We start from the raw sequence: 25,434 nt of genomic DNA on the forward strand, positions 1-25,434 counted from the left end.
CACGTTTTATCACCCAACTTCTGAAATTTATCGACATCCACCTTCCAAAGAGCAAAAAAGGATTCACACACAAAACTGTTTGTGAATCCTTTTACTTTATTATGTCTCCCAGTCGGAACGGAAATCACACTTACATGAATTATAATCGTGAAAAAAACCAAAAAGAAAAGCACGTTCCTACTGATAGTAGAGAACGTGCTTCTTTGGTGATTACCACCAAATAATTGTTAAAAAAGCTAAGAAGAAAGTAAATGCGATTAATATACCCATCCACATGAAGAAGCCAATTACACCACCGAAGTGCGTTTTTTTGTCTTCTAAGTGCATGAAAGCGTACAGTTGAAGAACAACTTGAACACCAGCAAGCAATAAAATGAGTGGTAATATTAAGTATTTAGAAAAATCAGCTGCAACTACTGCGAATGCGATAAACGTAAAGAAAATCATAATCGCAAAGTTGATTACTTGTTTACGCATATGAACGGCATTATGATGACGATCATACTCGTATTGTGCCTGAGACTTAGCAACTATAGGTGTATCGTGTGAAGACATATTATCCGATCACTCCCATCAAGTAAACTACTGTAAAGATGAATACCCAAACTACGTCGATAAAGTGCCAGTATAAAGCAGCCACGAAGAATTTAGGCGCATTGTATAAGTTAAGACCACGTTTAGCATTACGAAGCATTAACGTTGCAATCCACACAAGACCTAAAGTTACGTGGAAACCATGTGTACCAACTAATGAATAAAACGCAGTTGAGAACGCAGATTGGTTAAATGTGAAACCAAGGTGTACATAGTGATTGAACTCATAGATTTCAAGACCTAAGAATCCAAGACCTAAAAGTAATGTAATACCCAACCAAGTTTGCATAGCTTTAAAGTTAAAGTTACGCATATGGTAAATTGCATAAACTGAAGTTAGAGAAGATGTTAATAATAACATCGTCATAGCAAATGCTAATGGTAATTCAAATAAACCTTGTGTTGTGAACTCCATGCCAGCTGGCCCTTTGTTCTTAAGCGCTAGGTAAGTAGCGAATAAACTTGCGAAAAGTACAACTTCACAGGCAAGGAAAATCCAGAAACCAACAACTTTATTTTTCCCTTCCATCGTAGCTTGTTCAGGATGATCTGGCCAAGTATGAGGAGTAAATTTAGTATTGAAATCCATTATTTATTTCCTCCTTTGCCATAAAGATGTTCTTCAATTTCAAGAATTTCTTCTTTGTGTAAGTGGAAGCCGTGATCGTCCTTAACAGAACGGAAAATCATAGCACCAAATGTAATTGCAAGACCAGCAATTAAAACATAAATTGACCACGGTTTATCTGCATCTGGATTATAAAGTGCACCAAATGCCGCGATAAACAGACCTAGAGAAATAACAAATGGGATAGCTGAGTTGTTTGGCATATGAACATCACCGATTGGCTCAGCAAATGTAACTTCTTTATTTCCTTCTTGTTTTTCAATCCACCATGGATCTAAACCACGAACAAGTGGTGTTTGGCGGAAGTTATAGAATGGGATTGGTTGTGGAATTGACCATTCTAATGTACGTCCATCGCCCCATGGGTCGCGACCTGCTGGTTTGCCTTTGATTGACATTAAGCAGTTGATTACCATTAAGATAACCCCTACACCCATCATTAATGCACCGATTGTAGAGATATAGTTGAACTGATCCCAACCTTGACCTTCCATGTAAGTGAATACGCGACGTGGCATACCCATTAAACCTAAGAAGTGTTGAACGAAGAACGTTAAATGGAATCCGATAAAGAATACCCAGAAAGTAATTTTACCAAGCGTTTCGTTTAACATACGGTTGAAGAAAATTGGCCAGTAGAAGTGTGCTGAACCAAATAACGCTGTTACGATACCACCAACGATTACGTAGTGGAAGTGAGCAACGATAAAGTAAGAATCGTGTAATTGGTAGTCAAGAGGTGCAGATGCTTGCATTACCCCTGTAACACCACCCGCAACGAATGACGGGATGAAACCAAGTGCATAAAGCATTGGTGTTGTAACTTTAATAGATCCGCCCCAAATAGTTAAGATCCAGTTGAATACTTTCATACCTGTTGGTACGGCAATTGCCATTGTTGCAACAGCAAAGATTGCGTTAGCTGTTGGTCCAAGACCAACTGTAAACATGTGGTGAGCCCAAACCATGAACCCTAAGAAACCGATTAAAATTGTTGCGAATACCATTGAAGAGTATCCAAATAAACGTTTACGAGAGAACGCTGGAATAATCTCAGAGAATAAACCGAATGCTGGTAATACTAAGATATAAACCTCTGGGTGTCCGAAGATCCAGAATAAGTGTTCCCAAATAATTGTGTTACCGCCCATAGTATGGTCAAAGAAGTTACCACCGAACATACGGTCAAATAACATCATTAATAAACCAATTGTTAGTGGAGGGAATGCGAATAGGATTAGTGCACTTGATACAAGCGCAGTCCAAGTGAATAATGGCATACGCATGAATGTCATACCTGGAGCACGCATTGTAATAATCGTAACGATAAAGTTAAGACCTGATATTAATGTACCTGCCCCTGATATTTGTAAACCGAGAACATAGAAGTCAATACCATGTCCAGGAGAATATAAAGATAATGATGCATAAGACGTCCAGCCCGCATCAGGAGCGCCACCCATAAAGAATGACAGGTGAAGGAATACTGCACCTAGGAAGAATAACCAGAACCCTAAAGAGTTAAGGAACGGGAATGCTACGTCACGCGCACCAATTTGTAATGGTACAAGCATGTTCATAAATGCGAATAGTAATGGAGTCGCAGCTAGGAATAACATTGTTGTTCCGTGCATTGTTAGTAATTGATTGAAAAAACCAGCTGAGACGAAATCGTTATTAGGTTTCATTAATTGAATACGCATTAATAACGCTTCAAAACCAGCGATAGCGAAGAACAATGTACCGGCTAATAAATACATTACTGCTAACTTTTTATGGTCAACAGTTGTAATGTAGTCCCAGACAGTTGCTCCAAAGCCCTTTTTCTGTGTGTATGAGCTCACAACTTTTACCTCCCTCAAAGTTTGTTACATAAAACTTAAAATTATTTCTCAACAGATAAGCTCATGATATAAGTTGCTAGAGCTTGAATTTCTTCGTCAGTTAAGTCGCCATAAATTGGTGCAGTACCATCTGCATTCATCATTAAGTTGCCTGGTTTGAATTGCCCAGGGTCCTTAATCCAAGCTTTTAAGTTTTCTTCATTATGTTCTAAGAAACCAGCAACACGGTTACGGTCACCAAATGTAGTTAAGTTAGGACCTTTTGAACCTGGACCGCTTGTACCAGATACAGCATGACAACCCATACAGCTCTTAGCAAATGTAGCTTCCCCAAGATCAGCTGAAGTTTTATCAGGCATTTTTTTATCTGTTGCTTTCATTAAAGCTACCCATGCATCGAATGCATCCGGGCTCAATGCTTTAACTTTGAAGTCCATTAATGCATGTGAAGGACCACATAACTCAGCACATTTACCATAGAATACGCCGTCTTTAAGGTCTTTTGATTCTTTATCGAATTCTAGATAGAACTTGTTTAAGTTATCTACGTTCGTATCCATTTTACCGCCTACAGCAGGAATCCAGAATGAGTGCTTAACATCGGCAGCTTTTAAGTTAAAGTAAACTTTTTGACCTGTTGGTACAACTAATTCTTGTGCAGTTATAATACCTTGGTTAGGGTATTCAAACTCCCACCAATATAAATGCGCAGTTACATTTACTGTAAGTGCTGTTTTGTCACCGTTTTCATCTACTTCGTCCATCGCAGCAACATCTGCAAATTTGTAAGTAGCCGTAACAACTGGTACAGCTAAGATTAATAATAAAATAATTGGAATAACTGTCCAAATTATTTCAAGAGTGTGACTTCCTTCTACTTGCTTAGGAATAACGTTTTCGCCAACTTTTGAACGGCGGAATTTTAAGAATGCAAGTAAATAGATAACGGATACTACTACTACAACTAACGTCATAATCCCAGTAGCTAGCATTAATAGATTGAATTGTTCTTTACCTACTTGACCAGATGGTTTCAGTGCAGAAATATAATCTTCACCACAACCTGAAAGGAAAACCATCATCACTGCTAGTAGTGAAAAAAGACGCCATTTTTTAAGCCCTTTCATCATAGCTTAATTAAACCCCTCTTTCTTTGTTGTATTTTCATGTGTACCTAGGAAATTAGTTCTGTCTATATGAATTCTTTAGGCAAAGAAAGAATTCCTAAATTTAGCTAAACAACGCAAAAATTATGATGGATACAAATAGTATGGTCATATGATTCAACGAATAGATAAACATTTTATTTGCCCATTTCATATCATCTTTTGTGGTAAAGCCTTTAAAAGCTAGAATCAACCAGCCCAAGTTCAATGCAGTGGCAAGGAGTAAGAAGCCAACCCCAAGCTCTGGTAAAAGGAATGGTAATGGTAATAATAAAAGAATCCAGAATAACATTGAGTACTTTGTACGTTTAAATCCTTTTACTACAGGTAGCATTGGTATATTAGCTGCACGATATTCCTCAGTACGTTTCATAGCAAGTGCATAAAAATGCGGTGGTTGCCATGCAAACATGATAAGGAATAAGGCAAGTGCTCCAGGACCTAATGCAGGTTCAACAGCTGCAAACCCAATAACTGGTGGAATCGCCCCTGAAATACTTCCTACAACCGTGTTACTAACATGCTTCCTCTTTGACCACATTGAGTATAGAACGACATAAGCAAATATTCCTACTAGTCCCCACATGCCGGCCGCAAACGATGCCGCAAATAACAAAATTTCACCTACAATTAAAAATGAGAGGGCAATGGTCAATACAAAATTCGGCTTAAATCTACCCGTTACTGTCGGTCTACTCTTCGTTCTTTTCATGATTGGATCAATATCCTGATCAATAAAGTTATTCATTGCGCCCGAGCCACCTATAATTAATGCCGCACCCAGCATGGTGAACAATATGACATCTAGCTCTTGCAAGAAGTGTCTACTAGTAAATTGAAATGCCAGCCACATCCCTGTAAACGTTGTGACAAGATTCGAGTTGACGATTCCGATTTTTATTAGTGCTAAGAAATCTTTTACAACAGATGTTGATGCTGGTCCACCATTTCTAGTAACCGTCAGTGCACGACCGTTTGACATAATACCTCTCCTTTCATTTTTGTAAGCATATTCCGCTACCAATTACTATAGCGAAATTTGCGATTGATTTCTAGACATTAAGTGAAATTTAGATGAAGTTGTAAAAATTAGCTTTGTCTAGAAAAATAATTAAAAACAACATATCTATAGTAAAACATTTTCTAAAATGAATTGTGAAGGTTAGAGTACGAAATTATGAACAATTTGTGAAATGGAATCGACATCTAATACTCCCTACTCTTTACAAGTTGTTTTTTACCTGTATTTTCGATATCATCTAGTAGCAGAAACATTACTTTCATGTAATGTTCATAGATAAAGTAGGTGACTCATTTTATGCAACACAACAGGTATATGAAATGGTTTGCTGTTGCCGCTACAGTTGGAATGCTCCTTATTTTACTAGGTGGAGCACTTGTTACCAAAACAGATAGTGGCTTAGGCTGTGGTCGAAACTGGCCTGATTGCAATGGTTCTCTTATTCCAAAAGAAATTACACCAGCAGTCTTAATTGAATTTTCACATCGTCTTGTAACTGGGGTCGTATCTCTTTCAATTCTTGCGTTAACAGTTTGGACATGGCGTAAACTCGGTCATATTCGCGAAGTAAAATTATTAGGTTTCTTAGCGATGTTTTTCTTAATCGCACAAGCTCTTATTGGAGCGGCTCAAGTGTTGTGGGGACAAGGTGATTTCATACTAGCGCTCCACTTTGGGATTTCTCTTATTTCCTTTGCTGCTGTTCTCCTTCTTTCTATGATTGTATTTGAAGTCGATCGGAAATTTGATGCCGACAACGTTTTTATTGGAAAAAAATTACGTTGGCATACGATTGCTGTCACAATTTATTCTTATTTAGTCGTTTATACAGGGGCGCTTGTTCGCCATACAGACTCTAGCTTAATATGTCCTGACTGGCCATTTTGCTATAACGAAACACCATTCGCAGCTTTTAATAATATGTATGAATGGGTGCAAATGGGGCATCGTCTAGCGGTTCTTATCTTTTTCATTTGGATTGCATACATAACTTGGCACGCTGTAAAAGAATATAAACATCAACGTGTTATTTACTTTGGCTGGATTATTGCCTTTACGATAGTAATTTTACAAGTAATAGCTGGTATGTTAGTAGTCCTAACTAAATTGAATTTAACAGTCGCATTACTTCATTCATTATTTATTTCAATTCTATTTGGTCTACTTTGCTATATGGTGATGCTAGTTGCACGTAGCAATTATAATGAAAAAAACAAATAATAGTAGAAAAAGATTCGCCTTATTTTTCGATGGCGAATCTTTTTATTTCCAAACGCTTCTGCCTCAATAAAATGTAAAATAATTTACAAGTTTATTATTGAAAAAATAGTAAATTGATAGGCACATCATCAAAAGTTTGGAATGGCATTTGTTAAAACGTATGTCATGTGAATCAGTAGGAACGGAAATCAACCCGACATTATAGTAAAGAGCCACTATAGCAAAATAAAAAAGGTTATTAGTATGCTATAAAAGCCATCTAATAACCTTCTTTTTTATCGATTATTCAATTTCAATTAACAAATCACCTGTTGAAATGGCGTCACCCGCACTAGCGTATACTTCTTTCACGATGCCGTCTTTTGGCGCTTGAACGGTCGTCTCCATTTTCATCGCTTCGGTAATTAATAAGTGATCCCCACGTTTTACAGGGCTTCCTTTCGATACGACTACCTTTAAGACCGTACCTGGCATCGTTGCTCCTATTTGATTTGGGTTGCTTGGATCTGCTTTTAATGCAAGGCTGCCATCTACTTCAACAGTCATATCTTGAATGACTAGTTCACGGGATTGACCGTTTAGCTCAAAGTAAATAACACGTGTACCATCATGCTGTGGTTCGCCAATGGAAACAAGTTTAACAATCAGTGTTTTTCCTTTTTCAATCTCGACTTCGATTTCTTCGCCTAGTTTTAACCCGTAAAGGAATGTTGGCGTATCTAATACCGAAATATTACCGAAGGAGTTCACTGTTTTTGCATACTCTTCAAACACTTTCGGATACAAAGCAAACGCTAGCACATCCTGCTTCGTCACGGGACGATTTAATTTTTCCTCTAGTATCGCCTCTAGTTGCTCAAAATTCACAGGCTCCAGTAGCTCGCCAGGACGTACCGTAATTGCTTCACGATCCTTTAACACTACCTTTTGAAGTGCCTCTGGGAAGCCACCATGCGGTTGTCCTAAATAGCCTTGGAAGAACTCAATCACAGAATCTGGGAAGTCGATAGTTTTCCCTCTTGTCAGTACAGAATTTTCATCTAAATCATTTTGCACCATAAATAACGCCATATCACCGACGACTTTCGATGAAGGGGTTACTTTGACAATATCGCCAAATAGAAGGTTTACGCGGGAATACATGTGCTTTACTTCTTCCCATCTGTCCCCAAGACCCACAGCTTTGGCTTGCTGCTGCAAGTTACTATATTGGCCACCTGGCATCTCGTGGACATAAATTTCAGAATGTGGGCTAATCATGCCGCTTTCAAAATCCTTATAATACTTACGTACATCTTCCCAGTAGTACGATAACTTTTCAAGCGCATCGATATCGGCACGAACCTCACGCTTACTGCCCTTCATTGCATAGTACAGGGAGTTTGCACTTGGCTGTGACGTTAAGCCTGCCATCGAACCGAGCGCCGTATCAATGATATCCACCCCTGCCTCGATCGCCTTGGCATATAAATAAATACCATTGCCACTTGTATCATGCGTATGCAGATGGATCGGTAGACTTGTCGTCTCTTTCAACTCGGAAATTAAACGATATGCTGCTTCTGGTTTCAATAATCCAGCCATATCTTTTATCGCTAAAATATGGGCACCTGCTGCTTCTAGCTCCTTTGCCATTTCCTTGTAGTATTGAACTGAATATTTTGCTCTTGTTTCATCAAAAATATCTCCTGTGTAACAGATTGCAGCTTCAGCAATTTTACCAGATTGACGTGCAGCATCAATGGCTACTTCCATTCCTTTTATCCAGTTCAAGCTATCGAAAATACGGAATACATCAATGCCTGATGCCGCTGATTCAGCGATAAACTCACGAATTAAATTGTCTGGGTAGTTTGTGTACCCAACTGCATTCGCACCACGTAATAACATTTGGAATAGCACATTCGGTACTTGTTCACGCAACTTGGCAAGGCGCTCCCATGGGTCTTCCTTTAAGAAACGATACGCCACATCAAACGTCGCGCCTCCCCACATTTCGAGTGAGAAGAAATCATGCATCATGCGCGCTGTTGCGTCAGCAATTTCGAACATATCCTGTGAACGAACACGTGTCGCAAGAAGTGATTGGTGCGCATCTCGGAAAGTTGTATCCGTTAATAGCACATCCTCTTGCTCTTGAATCCATTTCACAAGCCCGTCTGCTCCTTGGGCATCTAAAATTTGCTTTGTCCCTGCTGGAGGAATGATTAATTTATCGACTTTTGGGATGCTCGGCTGTACAAAAATTGGTTTCGCCTTCTGCTCTACTCCTGGGAAGCCATTTAGCGTCACATTGCCAATATAACTTAAAAGCTTTGTCCCACGGTCCTGGCGCACAGGGAAAATAAATAGTTCAGGTGTTGTATCGATAAAGCTTGTATCAAATGCACCCGTTAAAAATTTCTCGTGTGTTACGACATTATTTAAGAATGGAATATTCGTTTTCACCCCACGAATACGGAACTCTTTTAAATTTCGATCCATTTTTGCTGCGGCTTCTTTAAATGTCATTCCTGTTGTTGAAATTTTCACCAGTAATGAATCATAGTACGGTGTTACTACAGCCCCTTGGAAGCCATTACCTGCATCTAAACGAACGCCAAAGCCTCCGCTTGAACGGTACACCATAAGCTTCCCTGTATCTGGCATAAAGTCATTCGCTGGGTCTTCCGTTGTGACACGTGCTTGAATCGCATAGCCGATCAATGGAATATCCGCCTGTTGTGGAATGTGTATTTCCTCACTGTGAAGACCGTAGCCTGCTGCCACTTTAATTTGGGCGTGCACAATATCAACACCCGTAATCATTTCAGTAATCGTATGCTCTACTTGAATACGAGGGTTGACTTCAATGAAATAAAAATCATCGCCAGCTACTAAAAATTCTACTGTCCCTGCATTTATGTACGAGACATTTTTCATTAATTGAACCGCAGCATCGCAAATTCGATTTCTTAAATCTTCCGAAATTGAGTTAGATGGTGCGATTTCAACAACCTTTTGATGACGACGTTGAATTGAGCAATCACGTTCGTATAAATGAATGATATTGCCCTGTTGGTCGCCAATAATTTGGACTTCAATATGCTTCGGCTTAATAATAGCCTTTTCTACATACACCTCGTCAGAGCCAAATGCTGCCTTCGCCTCTGATTTTGCACGTTCATAGGAGGAAGCTAGTTCCTCTTCTGTATGAACAAGGCGCATTCCACGACCACCGCCGCCTAGTGCTGCCTTAATCATAATTGGATAGTCATATGAGCTAGCAAAAGCCTCTACCTCTGCTAAATTAGCTACTGGACCATCTGTACCAGGAATAACAGGAATACCTGCAGCAATCGCTTGTTCTCGCGCCTTCACCTTATCTCCAAACATATCTAAGTGCTTTGAAGTTGGCCCAATGAAGACAATCCCCTCTTCTTCACATCGACGTGCAAATTCTACGTTTTCTGATAAAAAGCCATAACCTGGGTGAATCGCATCAACATTAGCATCTTTGGCGATCGATATAATGCCCTCAATATCTAAATAAGCATCAATTGGTTTCTTGCCTGCTCCCACTAAATAGGCCTCATCTGCTTTAAAACGATGGAACGCCCCACTGTCCTCCCGTGAATAAATAGCAACAGTTTGGATATTCAACTCCGTACATGCACGGAAAATACGAATTGCAATTTCTCCTCGATTGGCTACGAGAATTTTGTTGATTGATTCCATTGATATCCCCCTTTATGATTGTGTCTTTCTCCTTTCTATCTTTTCAAACATAGAAACATTGATCAATATTCCCATCGCTAAAGATAGAATAATTATAGATGTCCCGCCATAGCTAATAAAAGGTAGCGTTACACCGGTTAACGGGATTAACCCAGTTAAACCCCCAAGATTGATAAACGTTTGCCAGCCAATCCAGCTCGCAATACCAGCCGTAATCATACGTGCTAGTGGATCTTTCGTGCGCAACGCAATCGAAAATCCTTTATATACAATAAATCCTAAACCACCTAAAACGATAAGAACTCCCCAAATTCCTAGTTCCTCCATAATAATCGCCATGATAAAATCGGTTTGTGGTTCAGGCAAATACCCCAATTTTTGAATCGATTGACCGAGACCTCTTCCCTCTAGACCGCCTCCGCCAATGGCATAATAACTATTGACAACTTGGTGACCACTACCATTTTCATAATTAAACGGGTTTATGAATGATTGAAGACGTCCTAAACGGTTTGGAGTTACCATATTTCCTTTAAACAACATTAGTATACCAAAGATGACTCCGCCAAAAGCCCCTAATACTCCGAAAAACTTCCAAAATGTTTTAAACGGAATGCCACTTGCTGCTACAACAGAGACAGCAATTCCACAGAGAATAATACTTGCTCCCAAATCGGTTTCAAAGGCTACACCAGCAACAACTAGAATCCAGAGGAATATTGGATAAAATATTTCTTTTGGTTGTAGCTTTTCAAGTGTATATTTTTGTCCTTTCCGATAAAAAGCAGCAGCAAAATATAAAATTATAAATAGCTTCGCATATTCAGAAGGCTGAAAGTTCCCAAAACCAGGGACGTGAATCCAACTTTTAGACCCTATTCCTATTTCATCACCATTACCTGCAATTTTTACCCAAGTAAATAGTACAACTAATACAGCGGTAAGTATCAACATAACTTTTTTATTCGCATAATGCTTATACGGAAAAAATGCCGCTGCTAAAAATCCAAGAAAAGCTACAGTTAAATTGATTACTTGCTTGTGATAAAAGTAATCTGGGTCTTGTTTTTTTATTACGATCGCTACCATTATACTTGAACTATAAATCATTACTAAGCCAAATAAGCTTAATAATAGGAAAGTAAAAAATAATGGGTAATCAAAATTTTGTGCATAACGTTTTAAGTATTGTTTCATCGGAAAACCTCATTCTAGAAAAAAAACTCAAATCGCAAATTGCGTTTGAGTTTTTTCTTTTTATTTGTCTGTATACGCGTCATGTAGTACAGAAAGTTCTTTCTCGAGTGAATCGAGAATTTCTTTGCCTTTTTCGCGATCAATGAGTCCAAGCTTCACAGCAAAGTCAATTTCACGTGAAAGGCCGAACATTTGTGTATCTAATACTTCTTCATATAAAGGGCATTGTGGCATTGTTAAATGATCCATTTGTACTCGAATGAGGCGAGCAATTTTGTCTGCATCAGCAACTAAAAGCTCCAAAGCCTTCTCTTGAAAAGAAGTTTGTGATTTAGTATCCATGAGGACGCCCCCATTATCTGATATTTCTTCGATTCTATCTTAATAAAGTTTATCTTTTAGTCGTTAAAAATGCAAGTGTCTACATTGGAAAATAGAGAAATCGAATTATATTTCTTTATTATCTCTAGTCATTAGCGTTATACTATTTCATGGATATACAAGATTTGAGGAGGATTTCTATTATGGAAACAATAATTCCTATCAAGGGCGCAGTTACATTCCAACTAACATTAGATCCCACTGTTTGGATTTTCGATGATCGTAAATTAGATTTAAAAACATACTTCGACACAAAAGAAGTTGAGGAAGATTCGGATATTAAATATATGCGTGAAGTAGGTGCTCACTGGTCACGTGAGATTATGGAAGGAGCTACTTTCCCACCAACATTGAAATCAGAACGAAAATTTGACCGCAAAGGGATGGAAACAGGTACTTTCGGGATCGAATTAAGTCCCTTCTTGAAAAATGCTGAAATTAAACCTGAAGTAACAACAATCGTCATTGAATGTGAAGATGGCAAAGAATATCCATTTACAATCGAAGAAGCTCATACATTAATTTTAAAGTATAGCCAAGATGGCAAGCCATTACTAGAAGATGGTCCTGTTCATGTGCTATTTAGAGACGGTTCAAATGTAGACAACCCTATCAAAAATGTATTAGCTATTCGTGCTGAGTAGGAGGGAATGCAATGCGCGTAAAATGCGTTATTTGCGATACAATTAACAATATAGATGATAATTTACCGTTAGCGAAAAAATTACGCAATCGACCAATTCATACGTATATGTGTGGTACATGCCATGATCGTATTGAAGAAAATACCGTTGCACGCATTGAAACAGGAAATTTCCGCTTTTATCGTACTTCACCACACATGGACAAAGAATTTTAACAGCAACTGAAGGAGGTGTCTCATTATTTGAGACACCTCCTTTATGTTGTTGAAAACTATTGTGTCAATGAAATTAAGGTGTCCTAATCAATTATGCCTCGGCATAATTGCGTCCGGAATCGGCTTTGTGCTTAGGCCTGCATGAGGGCCGACACGATGTCGGTCATTTCGGTAATGCCACAGGACGTGGCGTTCTTAGACTGAGTTCCTCTATTTCAGCGGGTGTTTGGACACCCGCTGAAAGAAGTTAAATATAATATACTCTTCGGCAAAGCGAGGGGTTGATTTCCGTTTCGGCTGGGCTCTTTGTTGCTGCCGCTTCGCTTTCGCACAGAAAACAAGTGTCAGCGGCAAATGTTTTCTGTACGAAAGCGAAGTGTTAACGTAGCGGCAGCAACAACAGGTGTACAATAGCGTCACTGTTATAAATCTTTTCTGTTCGATTATGGTGAGTAGCCATAAGTGATCACTTTTGAAATGAATAAAATTTATAAAAGCTCTACTCTACCGCTGATTGGAGTGGAAGGCTATTCGAGTGCTCCTGTCGTTTCGCTTTCATCGCATAGCAAAGCTTACTGCAGTAAAAGCAAGTAGCCCAGAACGGAAACCACCCTCAAGAGTCACAACATTCATAAAAATGCCCTGGATCATTTTGTTTTTCAACATTATGAAGAGACTGGGACAAAACTTCTCAAAACCTTAAAAAACGCGAGAAATCAATTTTAAAAACGTTGATTTTTCGCGCTTTTTGATGTGAAATTTTTTAATTTTGCTTTAAAAATATACTTATGTCCCAGTCTCTTTAACCGTTTAACCATTATTTTTTACAACTACCTTCTCAATCAACTCGACAACCTGATACATAATCGTCGCAAAAAAGGCGATGATGAGAAGTGACATAAGCACAAGATTAAAATTAAACACTTGGAAGCCATAAATAATTAAATAACCAAGCCCTTTTGAAGCAACTAAAAATTCACCAACTATGACACCTACCCAAGAAAGTCCTACATTTACTTTCAAAGTAGAAATAATCGTTGGAAATGAAGCGGGTAAAATAACTTCTTTAAATATTTGCCATCTGGTTGCCCCAAAAGTTTGTAATACTTTGCTGTAGTTTGGATCCACCCCTTTAAAAGCTGTATAAACTACGATGGTTGTAATAATTATTGAAATCAATGCACCCATTGCTACAATAGAAAAATAACCAGGACCAAGTGCGACTATTAAAATGGGTCCTAAAGCAACTTTCGGCATGGCGTTTAAGATAACTAAATATGGATCAAGTACTTTTGATACCATCGGTGACCACCATAATACTATTGCTATTAATGTACCTATTAGTGTTCCCGCAATAAAGCCAATGATTGTTTCCATTAAAGTAACACCAACGTGCAGTGTTAACGTACCATCGCTCACTTTTTCTACTAATGTGTGCCATACCTGCGTTGGTGAACTAAAAATTAAACGATCAATCCATCCAAATCTTGAAAGAAGCTCCCACCCACAAAAAAATACGAGTAAGATGATCAGCTGATATAATCGAACATAGCGCTTTTCTTTTTTTAGCTTTTGCTGATACTGTTTAAATAATATATTATCCAAGACTCTCCAGCTCCTTCCAAATAATTTGGAATATATCTGAATATGCTGGATGCTGTCGAACATCAAAAGGTGAAAGCTCTTGTAACTCTGAAGGTATTTCAAACACTCTATGCAATGTACCTGGATTTGCAGAGAATAGAAATACCCGCTCACTCATCGCAATAGCTTCACCAATATCATGTGTCACGAGAACTGCCGTTTTTTGATAGGCCTTTAACGTTTCAACAACCAAGTCCTCCAGTTTTAATTTTGACTGATAATCAAGTGCCGAAAATGGTTCATCTAGCAATAAAATTTTAGGATCCACCGCTAAAGTTCTTGCAAGTGCAACCCGTTGACGCATGCCACCTGATAACTCTCTCGGATAGTTATTCCCTACATGCGGTAAACCAATTTCTCGCAAAAGTGCATTTGCAGTTACTTTATGAGTTTTAGTGCTTCGCTCCATGATTTTCAGACCTATAGTGACATTTTCTTCGATAGTTTTCCATGGAAATAAATAATCTTGCTGAAGCATGTAGCCTATGAGAGACTGATTGTGTGTTGAAATTTCCTCACCATCAATGTATATCTTGCCTTCTGTAGACGAAAATAAGCCCGCAATAATTGATAATAACGTCGTTTTCCCACATCCGCTCGGTCCTATAAAAGAAACAAACTCACCTTCACGAATATCTAAACTGATATCACGTAAAACTTCCTTTGCCTGCGTATTCGAAAAATAGCTATGGTGAATATTTGCTACTTTTAAAAATTCCATATTACTCAGCTGCCTTTTTAGCAAAGGTTGTATTCACAAGCTTTTCATAATCCACCCGTTGAGGAAGTTCACCTGCTTCCTCCATTATCTTTTGCAAGTTATCCCATTCCCCCTTATCCAAAATAGGATCTGTAGCATAGGAACCCTGTGATTTATAATGCTCTACCACCGTTTCAATTAATCCAACATCTACATTTTCAAAGTATGGCTGAATAATTTTCGCAATTTCGGCCGGACTCGCTTTTTGTACAAAATCCTGTGCTCGTTTCAATGCATTTGTAAAGCCTTGAACGGTCTTCGCTTTGTCCTTTAAATAACTGCTCTTCGCCATAAACGATGTATATGGTAATTGCCCCGATTCAGTACCAAACGAAGCGACAATATAGCCCTTACCTTCTTTCTCAAGCATGCTCGCTGTTGGTTCAAATAGCTGTACATAGTCCCCTGTTCCAGAAGCAAAGGCTGTGGAAATATTAGCAAAATCAATGTTTTGAATGAGTTTTAAATCATTCGCAGGGTCAATGCCATGTTTTTTCAGGACAAACTCACCCGCCATTTGTGGCATTCCACCTTTACGTTGCCCTAAAAATGTAGAGCCTTTTAACTGATCCCATGAAAAATCATCCATCTTTTTACGCGCCACTAAAAATGTGCCATCTGTTTGTGTTAACTGCGCAAAATTTTGAATCGGGTCATTGGCGCCTTGAAGCGTTACATAAATAGAAGTTTCCGATCCAACTAAGGCGATATCAATGCCATCAGAAAGTAACGCCGTCATTGTCTTATCGCCACCTGCAATTGTCTGTAGCTCAACGGAAAGCCCTTCATCCTTGAAGTATCCTTTTTCAAGTGCTACATACTGCGGCGCATAGAAAATCGAGCGCGTTACTTCCCCAACTTTGACTTTTTCAAGTTCTGTTTTATTGCACGCCGTCAAAGAAAGGAATAATAAAGCAATAACACTAAATAATAAACCTTTTTTAAGCCAACGCATTCCATTTCCTCCTTGATTGATGAAATAAGCCTATCGATATTAACTTATTCACTTATGACATTTAAGGTGCGAAGAATTATGTTAAATTACTACTAAAATAAATACTTAAACGTCACTTTCGGAAACCTTAGAAAAGTTACAAATATGATAGTATTAGAATCCGAAAGTAACACCTGTTTATTTTAATAAAGCACTGTAAAATCAAAAACGATTTCACATATAATTTAGTTGAATAATATAGTGATATATGTTAATTTAAGTATGTAATGGATAATATTTACCATAATAACGATATGTATAAAATAACTCAAAAGGGAGATTAAAATGAAAAAATTACTTAAATTTATCATGCCATTAATATTTATCTTGTCTATTTATACTTATAGTGCAGATGATGCTTCTGCATCTACATCGGAGGCTGTTTTTGTAGGCTCTTCTAATACTTATGACTACTCAAGTTTAATTAATGCATCATCAAAGGTTTATGTTCTAATTAAAAATACTGGTTCAGTAGATATTTATTGGACAATACTAGATGCAAATAATAAACCAGAATCAGACACTTTAATTGTTCGTCCTGGTGCAGCTCTTGGGAAATTTGTTACGACAAATACTAATACTAAGCATAAGTTAGCTTTGTATTGTTCTGGTGATACAAATAAATGTAGTGCAACTGGTAATATTTCTTTAAATTAACGCTCGTTAGCCGCCATTAAATATTTATTATCTATTACATCTATTTATTTAACATTTTATATGGCGTCCAATACAAACCAAGAAAACCCCGTAATGTTAGAAAAAATTAACATTTTCGGGGTTTTTAGTTGTTTTTTTATTTGAATCAATATAGCCTTTAAAGTCAAACCAGAACGTATTTTTATCGTCACTGTCTTTTGGATGATGCCCCGATTCACTTTTCTCCAATCTATAAAATAGAGAAATTTTTTTATCGAATGATTAAACACTTTAAGTTATTTTTATTTATGAGAACTTTTAATTTTTAAAAATAAAAAAATATTCAAAATACTATATCAAAGAAGCTATAATAATTTTGATTATTATAAGAATAAACCAGTTAGATGATAGTTTTATTATCACCTGACTGGTTTACTTATAAATTACCTTTTATGCATTTTTATTTTCTCTAGATAACCGCACTTTATAAATGCCTAAAAATAATGCTGCAACAATTAATCCTTCCATCATCGGTAATGAAAGAGCAAAGAATGTCAAAACAATACATCCTATGAACAAACAAATGTAGATAACAATGTTTTGCCTAAAGTTTAATTTTCGTGCAAAGCCTAGTTGATAAACAATTGCGCACAAAATGAATACGGAGAAGAAAACGATATACCCTGCTACAGTATAATTTGGTGAGTATTCATAAATAAGACGGCTAATACCTGTTAAATCCTCTAATACTTCAGCCTCAGTTCCTTCTCTCATTTCAGATGCTTGAACGGAGTTGAATAACAACCAATTCAACATCAATATCCTCTTCCTTTCCATGTCAGCGGAAAATTATTGTTCTGCGTTACGTAATTTTTTCGCTGCTTTCTCACGTTCGTTTTTATCTAGAATTTGTTTACGAAGGCGAATAGATTCTGGTGTGATTTCTAAGTACTCGTCATCACCTAAGTATTCAAGCGCTTCTTCTAGTGATAGAATACGTGGCTTTTTAATAACATTCGTTTGGTCTTTGTTTGCTGAACGGATGTTTGTTTTTTGTTTCATTTTTGTGATGTTTACAGTGATATCAGCGTCACGAGTATTTTCTCCAACGATCATACCTTCGTAAATATCTGTACCTGGCTCCAAGAACAGTGTACCACGGTCTTCAATTTGCATCATACCATAAGTTGTTGATTTACCAGTTTCCATTGAAACTAGTACACCTTGGTGACGGCCACCAATTTTTCCTGGTAATAATGGTTGATAGCAATCGAACGTATGGTTGATAATACCGAAACCTTTTGTCATCGACATGAATTCAGTTGTATAACCGATTAATCCACGAGCTGGTACTAAGAACGTTAAACGAACTTGACCACTACCGTTGTTCACCATATCAAGCATTTCACCTTTACGTGTACCAATTGATTCAATAATTGAACCAACATTTTCTTCAGGCACATCTATTTGAACGCGTTCGAAAGGTTCACATTTCACGCCGTCCATTTCACGCACGATTACTTGTGGTTTCGACACTTGTAATTCGAAGCCTTCACGACGCATGTTTTCGATAAGGATAGATAAGTGAAGCTCCCCACGACCTGAAACTGTCCAAGCATCTGGAGAATCAGTATCTTCAACACGTAAAGATACGTCTGTTTGTAATTGAGCACGTAAACGCTCTTCTACTTTACGAGAAGTAACCCATTTCCCTTCACGACCTGCGAATGGAGAATTGTTTACTAAGAAAGTCATTTGTAAAGTTGGCTCATCAATACGTAATGGCGTTAGCGCATCTGGGTGCTCAACAGGGCAAACTGTTTCACCAACGTTGATGTCTTCCATACCTGAAACGGCGATTAAGTCACCAGCTTTTGCTGTCTCAACTTCTTCACGTTTTAAGCCGAAGAAACCAAAGATTTTCGTTACACGGAAGTTTTTCACTGTTCCGTCTAACTTCATAAGAGATACTTGTTGACCTACAGAAATTGTTCCGCGGAATACGCGACCAATACCGATACGTCCAACGAAGTCATTATAGTCAAGTAAAGCTACTTGGAATTGTAATGGCTCTTCTGAGTTATCAATTGGTGCTGGAATAGCTTCGATAATTTTCTTAAATAGACATTTCATATCCGCTTCTTGCTTAGATGGATCAGCGTCTAAAGAAGCTGTACCATTTACACCTGAAGCATAGACAACAGGGAAGTCTAATTGATCTTCATCTGCACCTAGTTCAATGAATAATTCAAGTACTTCATCTACTACTTCTAGTGGACGAGCTGAATCTTTGTCTACTTTATTAACAACAACGATTGGTGTTAAACGTTGTTCTAATGCTTTTTTCAACACAAAACGTGTTTGTGGCATACAACCCTCATACGCATCGACAACTAGTACAACGCCATCTACCATTTTTAAAATACGTTCTACCTCACCACCGAAGTCAGCGTGTCCAGGCGTATCAAGGATGTTGATACGAGTTCCTTCATAGTTTACTGCTGTATTTTTAGCTAAAATCGTAATACCACGTTCGCGTTCAATATCGTTAGAGTCCATTGCACGTTCTTCAACACGTTCGTTTGAACGGAATGTACCTGATTGTTTTAGTAATTGGTCGACTAAAGTAGTTTTACCATGGTCAACGTGGGCGATTATTGCGATATTGCGAAGATCTTGACGTAAGTTTGTCATTATTCCACTCCATATTCTTTTTTCGAATGTTTAACTGTGATATTATAGCACATGAAGGATAGAAATGTCCTTATTAGAATTTACATCATTCTAAAAAAATATATTTGCATTATAAATTTTTAATATAGGAGGCTCGGCTATGAATCGTGCAAAATTCGTAATGGCCGTTTACGCATTAGCGGCTGTTTTAGCAATGTGTTCTATCGGATTATCTATTGCAGTTGGTAGTGGATTAGGTATAATAGCAGGCATTGTGGCTACTTGTGTCATTTTCATGACAGCCTTTAAAATGAAACGTAAACTGCGTGAGCAAGGACTACTTTAATAGCAAAAAGGAGCCTGTCTAAAAAAATAGACGGCTCCTTTTATTATTCATAAGGCACAATATATTTTTCTAATAACTCTTTGTGTATAGAAGGATTGGCAATGATAAACGTATCCTGATGCAAGAAATCAAAGCCCTCTCCATGTAAATTAGTGGTAATAGCACCAACTTCCTTAGCGATAATCGTACCTCCAGCAATATCCCACGGCGATAATCGCATAGATACATAAGCATCTAATTTACCACTGACAACAAACGCTATTTCCATTGCGGCTGAACCATAAGACCTCGTACCACGTACTTTCCTAACCAGTTCAATTACTTTTTCATGGTGAATATGTCGATTTGGTGCTACCCAGTGTGCGTTTATACCAATGACCGATTCCTCCATTTTGACTGACTGCAATCTACGTAATGGTGAGTCATTGTACCATGCCCCTTCGCCTGCAATCGCATAAAATAAATCTTCACGCATGACATCAAATATGTAACCTAGCTTGCCTACCCCATTAACAAAAATACCGATAGAAATCATAAAATGACGATGTTGTTTCACAAAATTCATCGTGCCATCGATCGGATCAATTATCCATACAACACCTTCTAACGACTCTACTTTCTCTCCCATTCCCTCTTCCCCTAAAATTTTGTGGGTTGGATCGAAACTTCGTATTTTTTCGATAAAAAATAATTCTGTCTCACGGTCAATATTTGTAACAAGATCATTGGCACTTGATTTTGTCTCGATAACTAGATTGTACGAAAAGGCCTCCCGAATACGGCTCCCCGCTTCAAATATAATACTTTTCGCAAATTGATCAATTTGTTGTAAATCCATAAAAACCCACCCTTCGATTATAAGAAAAGGCCTTATACATTTAGCAATGCTTTTCAACTTTCTCACTACTTAAGGCTTGATTTCTCATGACATTTTGTTAATACGTAGCACCTAATACTTCCTTGAAAATAGTACTTTCCATTATGATATACTATCCATTTTACCCTTTATAGCAATAAAAATCACCTGCTGTCGGAATATTCAGCAAGTGATTTTTCAAATCGGTATAAAATTTTGACTACGCATAGGCGTGCAAGCTATCAAGTTCAAGCTGAATTTCAGCCAGACGTTTTTTACTTTTTTCAATTTCAAACTCATTTTTTTCATTCATTGCCGAAAAGAGCGAGGCTAATTCATAATCTAATTCTAATTGTAAAATGTGTTCATATTGCTTTTCAATGTCGACTTTACGTATAATTTTTACGATTGGTTTCATAAAAATCACTTCCTTTTTTTATTTTTTCACAGTGACTTATCAGCTTCGATAAAGTTCTTGTTATAAGATTTTTTCCCATTTTCGTTATAAAATAAACCTTATAAATCGAAAGGAGTTAATAAAAAATGCCGAAAATAAAATGGACGAATAAAGACTTCAATGTTTTTCAAATAGACGGATTAGAACAGAGAATGGATGCCTTAAATGAATGTGTACGACCGAAATTCCAAATTCTAGGGGAGGATTTCTCTTCCTTCTTTTCGAGTCATCTTGGAGAAGAATTTTTTCCACATGTTGCAAAGCATGCACGTAGAACAGTAAATCCCCCGAATGACAGCTGGGTTGCCTTCGCTCCCTACAAAAGAGGTTATAAATCATTACCTCACTTTCAGATTGGTCTTTGGAGCACACATTTATTCATCGTCTTAGCTATTATTTATGAAGCTCCTCATAAAAGTGAAATAGCAGAACGTTTAATCGCCAACAGAGCAATGCTACAGCAACTTCCTGATGATTTCATTGTCTCTGGGGATCATATGTCTCCAGCAGCAATCTCCATGCAAGATGCTAAAGAAGACAAGCTAGATGAATTACTTCTTCGTTTACGTGATGTTAAAAAAGGTGAGTTTTTAGTAGGGCGACATATTCCAAAAGATCAAGCCGTTAAGCTGTCAGCTAGTCAATTTCAGCAATTAACTGAAGACACTTTTAGCCGTTTACTCCCTATTTACAACATCATTGTTGGAAAATAAAGTTTGACGGACTGTACTTCAAGCTTTGTGGCATAATAACTAAAATAATTTTCAATGACAAAACCTCGTATTTATATATTGTGGAAAATTTACGTTATTATCCCTAGTGAATAAAAATTTGTATGAAGAATCTTTTTTTGGATGAGAGTTTGAGGAAATTATTATTTTTTTCTGCTTTTCAAAATGTTTTATATTGTATATGTAGTATATGAAAAACGCTTATTTTTAACACAGAGATAGTGTAAAGCTATCAGATAAAAACAAGAACTGAAATTGTTCCGATAAAACGGGATTTTGTTCCGATAAACTATGATGAGTAGCCTGAAACGGAAATCACCCTCTTTTAAAAGCAAATTTTAAAAATTCCACATTAGAAAAGCGCAAGAAATCAACGTTTCTAAAATTGATTTCTCGCGCTGTTTAAGGTTTTGACCAGTTTTGTCCCAGTCAATTTTTATCGACGTTGCTTCGGGGCAACTTTAATAATCGTGCCATCCGTTGCATCTTTTGTTTGTTTCACAACAGGATAACTGACATAGCCACTTGCTTCTTCAAATTCACGGAAAATTGTTTTTTCCTCGGCCTGTGAAGGAACAATTTCTTTAAAACGACGATATTTCGCCATCATCACTTCACGCTTAATGCCTTTCTCATAAGCTTGTTCAATTCCTTCAAAAAATTGGACAACATCAACAATTTCCTCAGTTGACCAATCCGTCGAAAACGGATAAGAGTATTCCATGGACATAACCACCTCTTTATATTACTCAGCCCATTTTACCCGAATACTTTCTGCTTCTGCAACCATTCGAGTAATAAGCTCCTCGACTGTTGGAATATCATGAATCATTCCTGTAACTTGTCCAGCCCAGCCAATTCCTTCATCTTTCTCGCCATCATAAATAAAACGTTTATTTGCTTTCCCGCTAATATAATCTTTTAATGCTTCATACGTAGGTGTAGTGCGCTCTACTTCTAAAATCTTTTCTGTAAATTCACTGCGCAGCGCTCTTGCTGGTGCACCTATAGAGCGTTTTATAACAGTCGTATCTGCCTCGGTGCTTGCGATTAATGCTTCTTTATAAGCCTCAGAGGCATCAACACATTCCTTTGTCGCTATAAAACGCGTGCCCATTTCAATTCCCTCTGCTCCCAGTGCATGAGCTGCCATCCAGCCACGGCCATCACCAATACCACCAGAAGCAATAACAGGTATTTTCACACTATCTACAACCTGTGGCACGAGCACCATCGTCCCTATATCATCGCGTCCAAGATGACCTCCGCCCTCTTGCCCAACAACCATAACAGCATCTGCGCCTAGTTCTTCCGCCTTTTGAGCTTGTCTACGTGCAGCAACAAGAACTAATTTTTTAATATCCGTTCCTTCCAAAATATCAAAAATAGGTGCAGGATTCCCGCCAGTCATTGTAACAACTGGTACCTTTTCTTCCACCGCAACGCGGACCATATCCTCATAACCAGTGCCATACATACCAATTGCAAAATTTACGCCAAACGGTTTATCCGTTAATGTTCGTACTTTATGGATCTCAGCGCGCAATAAGTCAGGATCTCGTAAACTCATTGCTGTAATTTGCCCTAACCCCCCAGCATTCGACACCGCTGCTGCTAAATCAGCATACGCTAAATAGGCTAACCCTCCTTGAATAATTGGGTATTTAATATTTAAGAGATTTGTCACACGTGTATTCCAATTCATAGTATCTCCCCTTTCCTACGATACTAATTTCTCGAAATTATCGGAAAATCCTTTTATTTTTATTTTTTCTGTAAAGTCTTTTTTTTCTTGCAATTTGGTGCTATAATTCATTTGTTTTCTTACATATTATAAAGTGAGGTGGTACCTGCGTTGTCACAATTAGAGACTCCATTGTTCGACGTATTACTTAAACATCGGAACAGACATCCAATTCAGTTCCATATTCCAGGCCATAAGAAAGGTCAAGGTATGGACCCTGCGTTCCGAGAATTCGTCGGCGACAACGTTTTATCAATTGATTTAATTAATATTGCTCCACTAGACGATTTACATTCACCGAAGGGCGCCATAAAAGAAGCGCAAGCACTTGCTGCCAAAGCCTTTGGTGCTGATCATACATTCTTTTCCGTTCAAGGTACTAGTGGCGCCATCATGGCGATGATTCTGACCGTCGTCGGTCCAGGTGATAAGATTCTAGTACCACGGAATGTTCATAAATCCATTATGTCGGCGATTGTTTTCGCTGGAGCAATCCCGATTTTTATTCATCCTGAAGTAGATAGTGAATACGGTATTTCACATGGAATATCGCCTGAAGCTGTTGAAAAAGCTTTAAATGCTTATCCAGATACAAAGGCAGTTCTTGTCATTAACCCAACGTACTACGGCTTCTCGGCGGATTTAAAGCGTATTACTGAGATAGTTCATAGCCGCAACATTCCGGTAGTTGTTGATGAAGCACATGGTGTACACATTAAGTTTCATGATGATCTTCCTTACTCCGCAATGGAAGCTGGGGCTGATATGGCTGCAACAAGCGTACATAAGCTTGGTGGTTCTATGACTCAAACGTCTATTTTAAATGTTCGTGAAGGACTTGTTTCTGCAAAACGTGTACAAGCTATCCTGTCGATGCTAACAACGACATCGACATCTTATCCATTACTTGCTTCTCTTGATACAGCACGACGTCAGCTAGCAATCCATGGTTATGATTTAATTGGTGATGCACTTCGCTTGGCAAAAGATGCACGTAAACGCATTAACCAAATCCCACATATAAAATGTGCTGGTAAAGAAAAATTAAATTCATCCGCAACTTATGATATGGACCCTTTAAAGCTACTAATAAGTGTTAAAGATTTAGGCATCTCTGGTCATCAAGCTGAAGAGTGGCTTCGTCACAATGCAAATATTGAAGTAGAATTATCGGACCTATACAATATTTTATGTTTAGTGACATTAGGTGATACGAAAAAGGAAATTAATCTCCTCATCAATGCCCTTAGTCGTATGTCAAAAGCATTCGATTCAGAAGCTGCTATTACTGAAACAATGGTCAATGTACCAGAAATCCCTGCACTCGCTATGTCACCACGCGATGCATTTTATGCAGATACTGAAGTTGTTCCTCTTGCAGAAGCGGATAATTGTATTTGTGCAGAATTCGTTATGGTATATCCCCCAGGTATTCCGATTTTTATTCCCGGGGAAATAATTACTCAAGAAAATATTCGTTATATTCAAATGAATATTGAAGCTGGATTACCTGTTCAAGGACCGGAAGATACAACATTAAAAACAATTCGTGTCATAAAAGAACGCAAACCTATTATTTAATGGCAAAGCTACCTCAAAGAGAGGTAGCTTTTTGTTGATTAATAGTAATGAAACCAAGCAGAGATCATACCAAATATAGGAAAAATAAGCCACCAATGCCTCCACAAGAAATCCCCAACAGTTTTATGATCGGATTTATTTGAATCAGGGGCTGAGGCTTCTAGTGTATGATATTTTTCTTCACCTGTAATAAGTTGATCTAAAGAAATTTTATATAAATCACTTAACCTTCTTAAATTATCAATATCAGGATAGCCCTTTCCTAACTCCCATTTTGAAACGGATTGTCTTGAAATATTTAAAAAACCCGCGACATCATCCTGCGTATATTTATGTTGTTCCCTTAATTCTTTTAAACGGTTTTCTAAATTCATTGAACTTCAC

25 protein-coding genes are annotated in these 25,434 nt (G+C 37.8%); 7 read left to right on the forward strand and 18 right to left on the reverse strand.

Translation table 11 applies throughout. The features are described from left to right. Positions 1–210 precede the first annotated feature (210 nt). The 5 genes from ACIQLB_RS04535 to cyoE form a co-directional block, all read right to left on the reverse strand. A complete protein-coding gene (locus ACIQLB_RS04535; protein WP_053594672.1) occupies positions 211–555 on the reverse strand; it encodes a cytochrome C oxidase subunit IV family protein in 345 nt (114 codons plus the stop codon). A 1-nt stretch (position 556) separates the two neighbouring features. Further along, positions 557–1,183, reverse strand: coding sequence for a cytochrome c oxidase subunit 3 (locus ACIQLB_RS04540; RefSeq protein ID WP_400721460.1), 627 nt, complete (start codon positions 1,181–1,183; stop codon positions 557–559). Continuing rightward, positions 1,183–3,066: a cytochrome c oxidase subunit I gene (gene ctaD / locus ACIQLB_RS04545; RefSeq protein ID WP_400721463.1), complete on the reverse strand. Its 1,884-nt coding sequence runs from the start codon at positions 3,064–3,066 to the stop codon at positions 1,183–1,185. Before ctaD ends, ACIQLB_RS04540 begins: the two co-directional genes overlap by 1 nt. 41 nt (positions 3,067–3,107) lie before the next feature. Next, positions 3,108–4,196, reverse strand: a complete 1,089-nt coding sequence (coxB, locus tag ACIQLB_RS04550; RefSeq protein WP_400721466.1) for a cytochrome c oxidase subunit II — start codon at positions 4,194–4,196, stop codon at positions 3,108–3,110. Positions 4,197–4,296: 100 nt separating this feature from the next. Beyond that, positions 4,297–5,214: a heme o synthase gene (cyoE, locus tag ACIQLB_RS04555; protein WP_400721469.1), complete on the reverse strand. Its 918-nt coding sequence runs from the start codon at positions 5,212–5,214 to the stop codon at positions 4,297–4,299. 336 nt (positions 5,215–5,550) lie between these two features. Between cyoE and ACIQLB_RS04560 the strand changes: the two genes are divergently transcribed. Continuing rightward, positions 5,551–6,474: a COX15/CtaA family protein gene (locus ACIQLB_RS04560; protein WP_400721472.1), complete on the forward strand. Its 924-nt coding sequence runs from the start codon at positions 5,551–5,553 to the stop codon at positions 6,472–6,474. 282 nt (positions 6,475–6,756) lie between these two features. Here ACIQLB_RS04560 and pyc read toward each other — a convergent pair whose 3' ends face one another. The 3 genes from pyc to ACIQLB_RS04575 are packed head-to-tail and all read right to left on the reverse strand — an operon-like array spanning position 6,757 to position 11,730. Beyond that, positions 6,757–10,191: a pyruvate carboxylase gene (pyc, locus tag ACIQLB_RS04565; protein ID WP_400721475.1), complete on the reverse strand. Its 3,435-nt coding sequence runs from the start codon at positions 10,189–10,191 to the stop codon at positions 6,757–6,759. A gap of 12 nt (positions 10,192–10,203) precedes the next feature. Continuing rightward, positions 10,204–11,388 (reverse strand): FtsW/RodA/SpoVE family cell cycle protein, encoded by a 1,185-nt coding sequence (locus ACIQLB_RS04570; RefSeq protein ID WP_400721478.1) that lies wholly within the window; start codon positions 11,386–11,388, stop codon positions 10,204–10,206. A gap of 60 nt (positions 11,389–11,448) precedes the next feature. After that, the gene (locus tag ACIQLB_RS04575) at positions 11,449–11,730 is read right to left on the reverse strand and encodes an Fpa/YlaN family protein (RefSeq protein WP_053483432.1); all 282 of its coding nucleotides are present in this window, start codon (positions 11,728–11,730) and stop codon (positions 11,449–11,451) included. Between the two features lie 182 nt (positions 11,731–11,912). On the opposite strand from ACIQLB_RS04575, the gene ACIQLB_RS04580 reads away from it, so the two are divergent. Together ACIQLB_RS04580 and ACIQLB_RS04585 are read left to right on the forward strand one after the other, a co-directional pair. Next, positions 11,913–12,413 (forward strand): peptidyl-prolyl cis-trans isomerase, encoded by a 501-nt coding sequence (locus tag ACIQLB_RS04580; RefSeq protein ID WP_400721482.1) that lies wholly within the window; start codon positions 11,913–11,915, stop codon positions 12,411–12,413. Positions 12,414–12,424: 11 nt separating this feature from the next. Beyond that, positions 12,425–12,628 carry a YlaI family protein gene (locus tag ACIQLB_RS04585; RefSeq protein ID WP_400721485.1) on the forward strand — a complete coding sequence of 68 codons (204 nt, stop codon included), beginning with the start codon at positions 12,425–12,427 and terminating at the stop codon, positions 12,626–12,628. A gap of 810 nt (positions 12,629–13,438) precedes the next feature. Here ACIQLB_RS04585 and ACIQLB_RS04590 read toward each other — a convergent pair. Genes ACIQLB_RS04590 through ACIQLB_RS04600 form a run of 3 tightly spaced genes read right to left on the reverse strand, consistent with a single transcriptional unit; the run spans position 13,439 to position 15,987 of the window. Further along, the gene (locus tag ACIQLB_RS04590; RefSeq protein WP_400721488.1) at positions 13,439–14,233 is read right to left on the reverse strand and encodes an ABC transporter permease; all 795 of its coding nucleotides are present in this window, start codon (positions 14,231–14,233) and stop codon (positions 13,439–13,441) included. Next, positions 14,226–14,993, reverse strand: a complete 768-nt coding sequence (locus ACIQLB_RS04595; protein WP_400721491.1) for an ABC transporter ATP-binding protein — start codon at positions 14,991–14,993, stop codon at positions 14,226–14,228. Before ACIQLB_RS04595 ends, ACIQLB_RS04590 begins: the two co-directional genes overlap by 8 nt. Position 14,994: 1 nt before the next feature. Next, entirely contained in the window at positions 14,995–15,987 is a 993-nt protein-coding gene (locus ACIQLB_RS04600; protein WP_400721494.1) for an ABC transporter substrate-binding protein, read from the reverse strand. Between the two features lie 324 nt (positions 15,988–16,311). Here ACIQLB_RS04600 and ACIQLB_RS04605 point away from each other — a divergent pair, with 324 nt between their 5' ends. Further along, positions 16,312–16,683, forward strand: coding sequence for a hypothetical protein (locus tag ACIQLB_RS04605; protein WP_400721496.1), 372 nt, complete (start codon positions 16,312–16,314; stop codon positions 16,681–16,683). A gap of 429 nt (positions 16,684–17,112) precedes the next feature. On the opposite strand, the gene ACIQLB_RS04610 is transcribed toward ACIQLB_RS04605, so the two are convergent. Continuing rightward, the gene (locus ACIQLB_RS04610; protein ID WP_400721499.1) at positions 17,113–17,478 is read right to left on the reverse strand and encodes a YlaH-like family protein; all 366 of its coding nucleotides are present in this window, start codon (positions 17,476–17,478) and stop codon (positions 17,113–17,115) included. A gap of 33 nt (positions 17,479–17,511) precedes the next feature. Continuing rightward, positions 17,512–19,356, reverse strand: coding sequence for a translational GTPase TypA (gene typA / locus ACIQLB_RS04615; RefSeq protein ID WP_400721502.1), 1,845 nt, complete (start codon positions 19,354–19,356; stop codon positions 17,512–17,514). A 139-nt stretch (positions 19,357–19,495) separates the two neighbouring features. On the opposite strand from typA, the gene ACIQLB_RS04620 reads away from it, so the two are divergent. Beyond that, complete coding sequence (locus tag ACIQLB_RS04620) at positions 19,496–19,681, forward strand: DUF5325 family protein (protein ID WP_400721505.1); 186 nt, start codon at positions 19,496–19,498, stop codon at positions 19,679–19,681. 43 nt (positions 19,682–19,724) lie between these two features. Here the strand turns inward: ACIQLB_RS04620 and ACIQLB_RS04625 are convergent, their stop codons facing one another. Continuing rightward, positions 19,725–20,519, reverse strand: a complete 795-nt coding sequence (locus tag ACIQLB_RS04625) for an inositol monophosphatase family protein (RefSeq protein WP_400721508.1) — start codon at positions 20,517–20,519, stop codon at positions 19,725–19,727. Between the two features lie 238 nt (positions 20,520–20,757). Continuing rightward, entirely contained in the window at positions 20,758–20,955 is a 198-nt protein-coding gene (locus ACIQLB_RS04630; protein WP_370045985.1) for a hypothetical protein, read from the reverse strand. A gap of 125 nt (positions 20,956–21,080) precedes the next feature. Here ACIQLB_RS04630 and ACIQLB_RS04635 point away from each other — a divergent pair, with 125 nt between their 5' ends. Continuing rightward, complete coding sequence (locus ACIQLB_RS04635; RefSeq protein WP_400721512.1) at positions 21,081–21,707, forward strand: YktB family protein; 627 nt, start codon at positions 21,081–21,083, stop codon at positions 21,705–21,707. Between the two features lie 454 nt (positions 21,708–22,161). Here ACIQLB_RS04635 and ACIQLB_RS04640 read toward each other — a convergent pair whose 3' ends face one another. Both ACIQLB_RS04640 and ACIQLB_RS04645 read right to left on the reverse strand, forming a co-directional pair. Continuing rightward, positions 22,162–22,449 (reverse strand): UPF0223 family protein, encoded by a 288-nt coding sequence (locus tag ACIQLB_RS04640; protein ID WP_079559718.1) that lies wholly within the window; start codon positions 22,447–22,449, stop codon positions 22,162–22,164. Between the two features lie 21 nt (positions 22,450–22,470). Then, positions 22,471–23,430, reverse strand: coding sequence for an NAD(P)H-dependent flavin oxidoreductase (locus ACIQLB_RS04645; RefSeq protein ID WP_400721515.1), 960 nt, complete (start codon positions 23,428–23,430; stop codon positions 22,471–22,473). A 150-nt stretch (positions 23,431–23,580) separates the two neighbouring features. Between ACIQLB_RS04645 and ACIQLB_RS04650 the strand changes: the two genes are divergently transcribed. After that, positions 23,581–25,050 (forward strand): aminotransferase class I/II-fold pyridoxal phosphate-dependent enzyme, encoded by a 1,470-nt coding sequence (locus ACIQLB_RS04650; protein ID WP_400721518.1) that lies wholly within the window; start codon positions 23,581–23,583, stop codon positions 25,048–25,050. A 38-nt stretch (positions 25,051–25,088) separates the two neighbouring features. Here ACIQLB_RS04650 and ACIQLB_RS04655 read toward each other — a convergent pair whose 3' ends face one another. Next, positions 25,089–25,424: a helix-turn-helix transcriptional regulator gene (locus tag ACIQLB_RS04655; RefSeq protein WP_370045978.1), complete on the reverse strand. Its 336-nt coding sequence runs from the start codon at positions 25,422–25,424 to the stop codon at positions 25,089–25,091. Positions 25,425–25,434: the final 10 nt, after the last annotated feature.

It is taken from the genome of Lysinibacillus sp. NPDC092081, assembly GCF_044755845.1.
Classification (GTDB): Bacteria; Bacillota; Bacilli; order Bacillales_A; family Planococcaceae; genus Lysinibacillus.

Coding starts and splice junctions, on each gene's coding strand:
- ACIQLB_RS04645 (WP_400721515.1), bottom strand. CDS start 23,430: ATGAATTGGAATACACGTGTGACAAATCTCTTAAATATTAAATACCCA.
- ACIQLB_RS04620 (WP_400721505.1), top strand. CDS start 19,496: ATGAATCGTGCAAAATTCGTAATGGCCGTTTACGCATTAGCGGCTGTT.
- ACIQLB_RS04585 (WP_400721485.1), top strand. CDS start 12,425: ATGCGCGTAAAATGCGTTATTTGCGATACAATTAACAATATAGATGAT.
- ACIQLB_RS04560 (WP_400721472.1), top strand. CDS start 5,551: ATGCAACACAACAGGTATATGAAATGGTTTGCTGTTGCCGCTACAGTT.
- cyoE (WP_400721469.1), bottom strand. CDS start 5,214: ATGTCAAACGGTCGTGCACTGACGGTTACTAGAAATGGTGGACCAGCA.
- pyc (WP_400721475.1), bottom strand. CDS start 10,191: ATGGAATCAATCAACAAAATTCTCGTAGCCAATCGAGGAGAAATTGCA.
- ACIQLB_RS04605 (WP_400721496.1), top strand. CDS start 16,312: ATGAAAAAATTACTTAAATTTATCATGCCATTAATATTTATCTTGTCT.
- coxB (WP_400721466.1), bottom strand. CDS start 4,196: ATGATGAAAGGGCTTAAAAAATGGCGTCTTTTTTCACTACTAGCAGTG.
- ACIQLB_RS04575 (WP_053483432.1), bottom strand. CDS start 11,730: ATGGATACTAAATCACAAACTTCTTTTCAAGAGAAGGCTTTGGAGCTT.
- ACIQLB_RS04570 (WP_400721478.1), bottom strand. CDS start 11,388: ATGAAACAATACTTAAAACGTTATGCACAAAATTTTGATTACCCATTA.
- ACIQLB_RS04535 (WP_053594672.1), bottom strand. CDS start 555: ATGTCTTCACACGATACACCTATAGTTGCTAAGTCTCAGGCACAATAC.
- ACIQLB_RS04635 (WP_400721512.1), top strand. CDS start 21,081: ATGCCGAAAATAAAATGGACGAATAAAGACTTCAATGTTTTTCAAATA.
- ACIQLB_RS04640 (WP_079559718.1), bottom strand. CDS start 22,449: ATGGAATACTCTTATCCGTTTTCGACGGATTGGTCAACTGAGGAAATT.
- ACIQLB_RS04540 (WP_400721460.1), bottom strand. CDS start 1,183: ATGGATTTCAATACTAAATTTACTCCTCATACTTGGCCAGATCATCCT.
- ACIQLB_RS04595 (WP_400721491.1), bottom strand. CDS start 14,993: ATGGAATTTTTAAAAGTAGCAAATATTCACCATAGCTATTTTTCGAAT.
- ACIQLB_RS04600 (WP_400721494.1), bottom strand. CDS start 15,987: ATGCGTTGGCTTAAAAAAGGTTTATTATTTAGTGTTATTGCTTTATTA.
- typA (WP_400721502.1), bottom strand. CDS start 19,356: ATGACAAACTTACGTCAAGATCTTCGCAATATCGCAATAATCGCCCAC.
- ACIQLB_RS04655 (WP_370045978.1), bottom strand. CDS start 25,424: ATGAATTTAGAAAACCGTTTAAAAGAATTAAGGGAACAACATAAATAT.
- ACIQLB_RS04610 (WP_400721499.1), bottom strand. CDS start 17,478: ATGTTGAATTGGTTGTTATTCAACTCCGTTCAAGCATCTGAAATGAGA.
- ACIQLB_RS04630 (WP_370045985.1), bottom strand. CDS start 20,955: ATGAAACCAATCGTAAAAATTATACGTAAAGTCGACATTGAAAAGCAA.
- ACIQLB_RS04625 (WP_400721508.1), bottom strand. CDS start 20,519: ATGGATTTACAACAAATTGATCAATTTGCGAAAAGTATTATATTTGAA.
- ACIQLB_RS04580 (WP_400721482.1), top strand. CDS start 11,913: ATGGAAACAATAATTCCTATCAAGGGCGCAGTTACATTCCAACTAACA.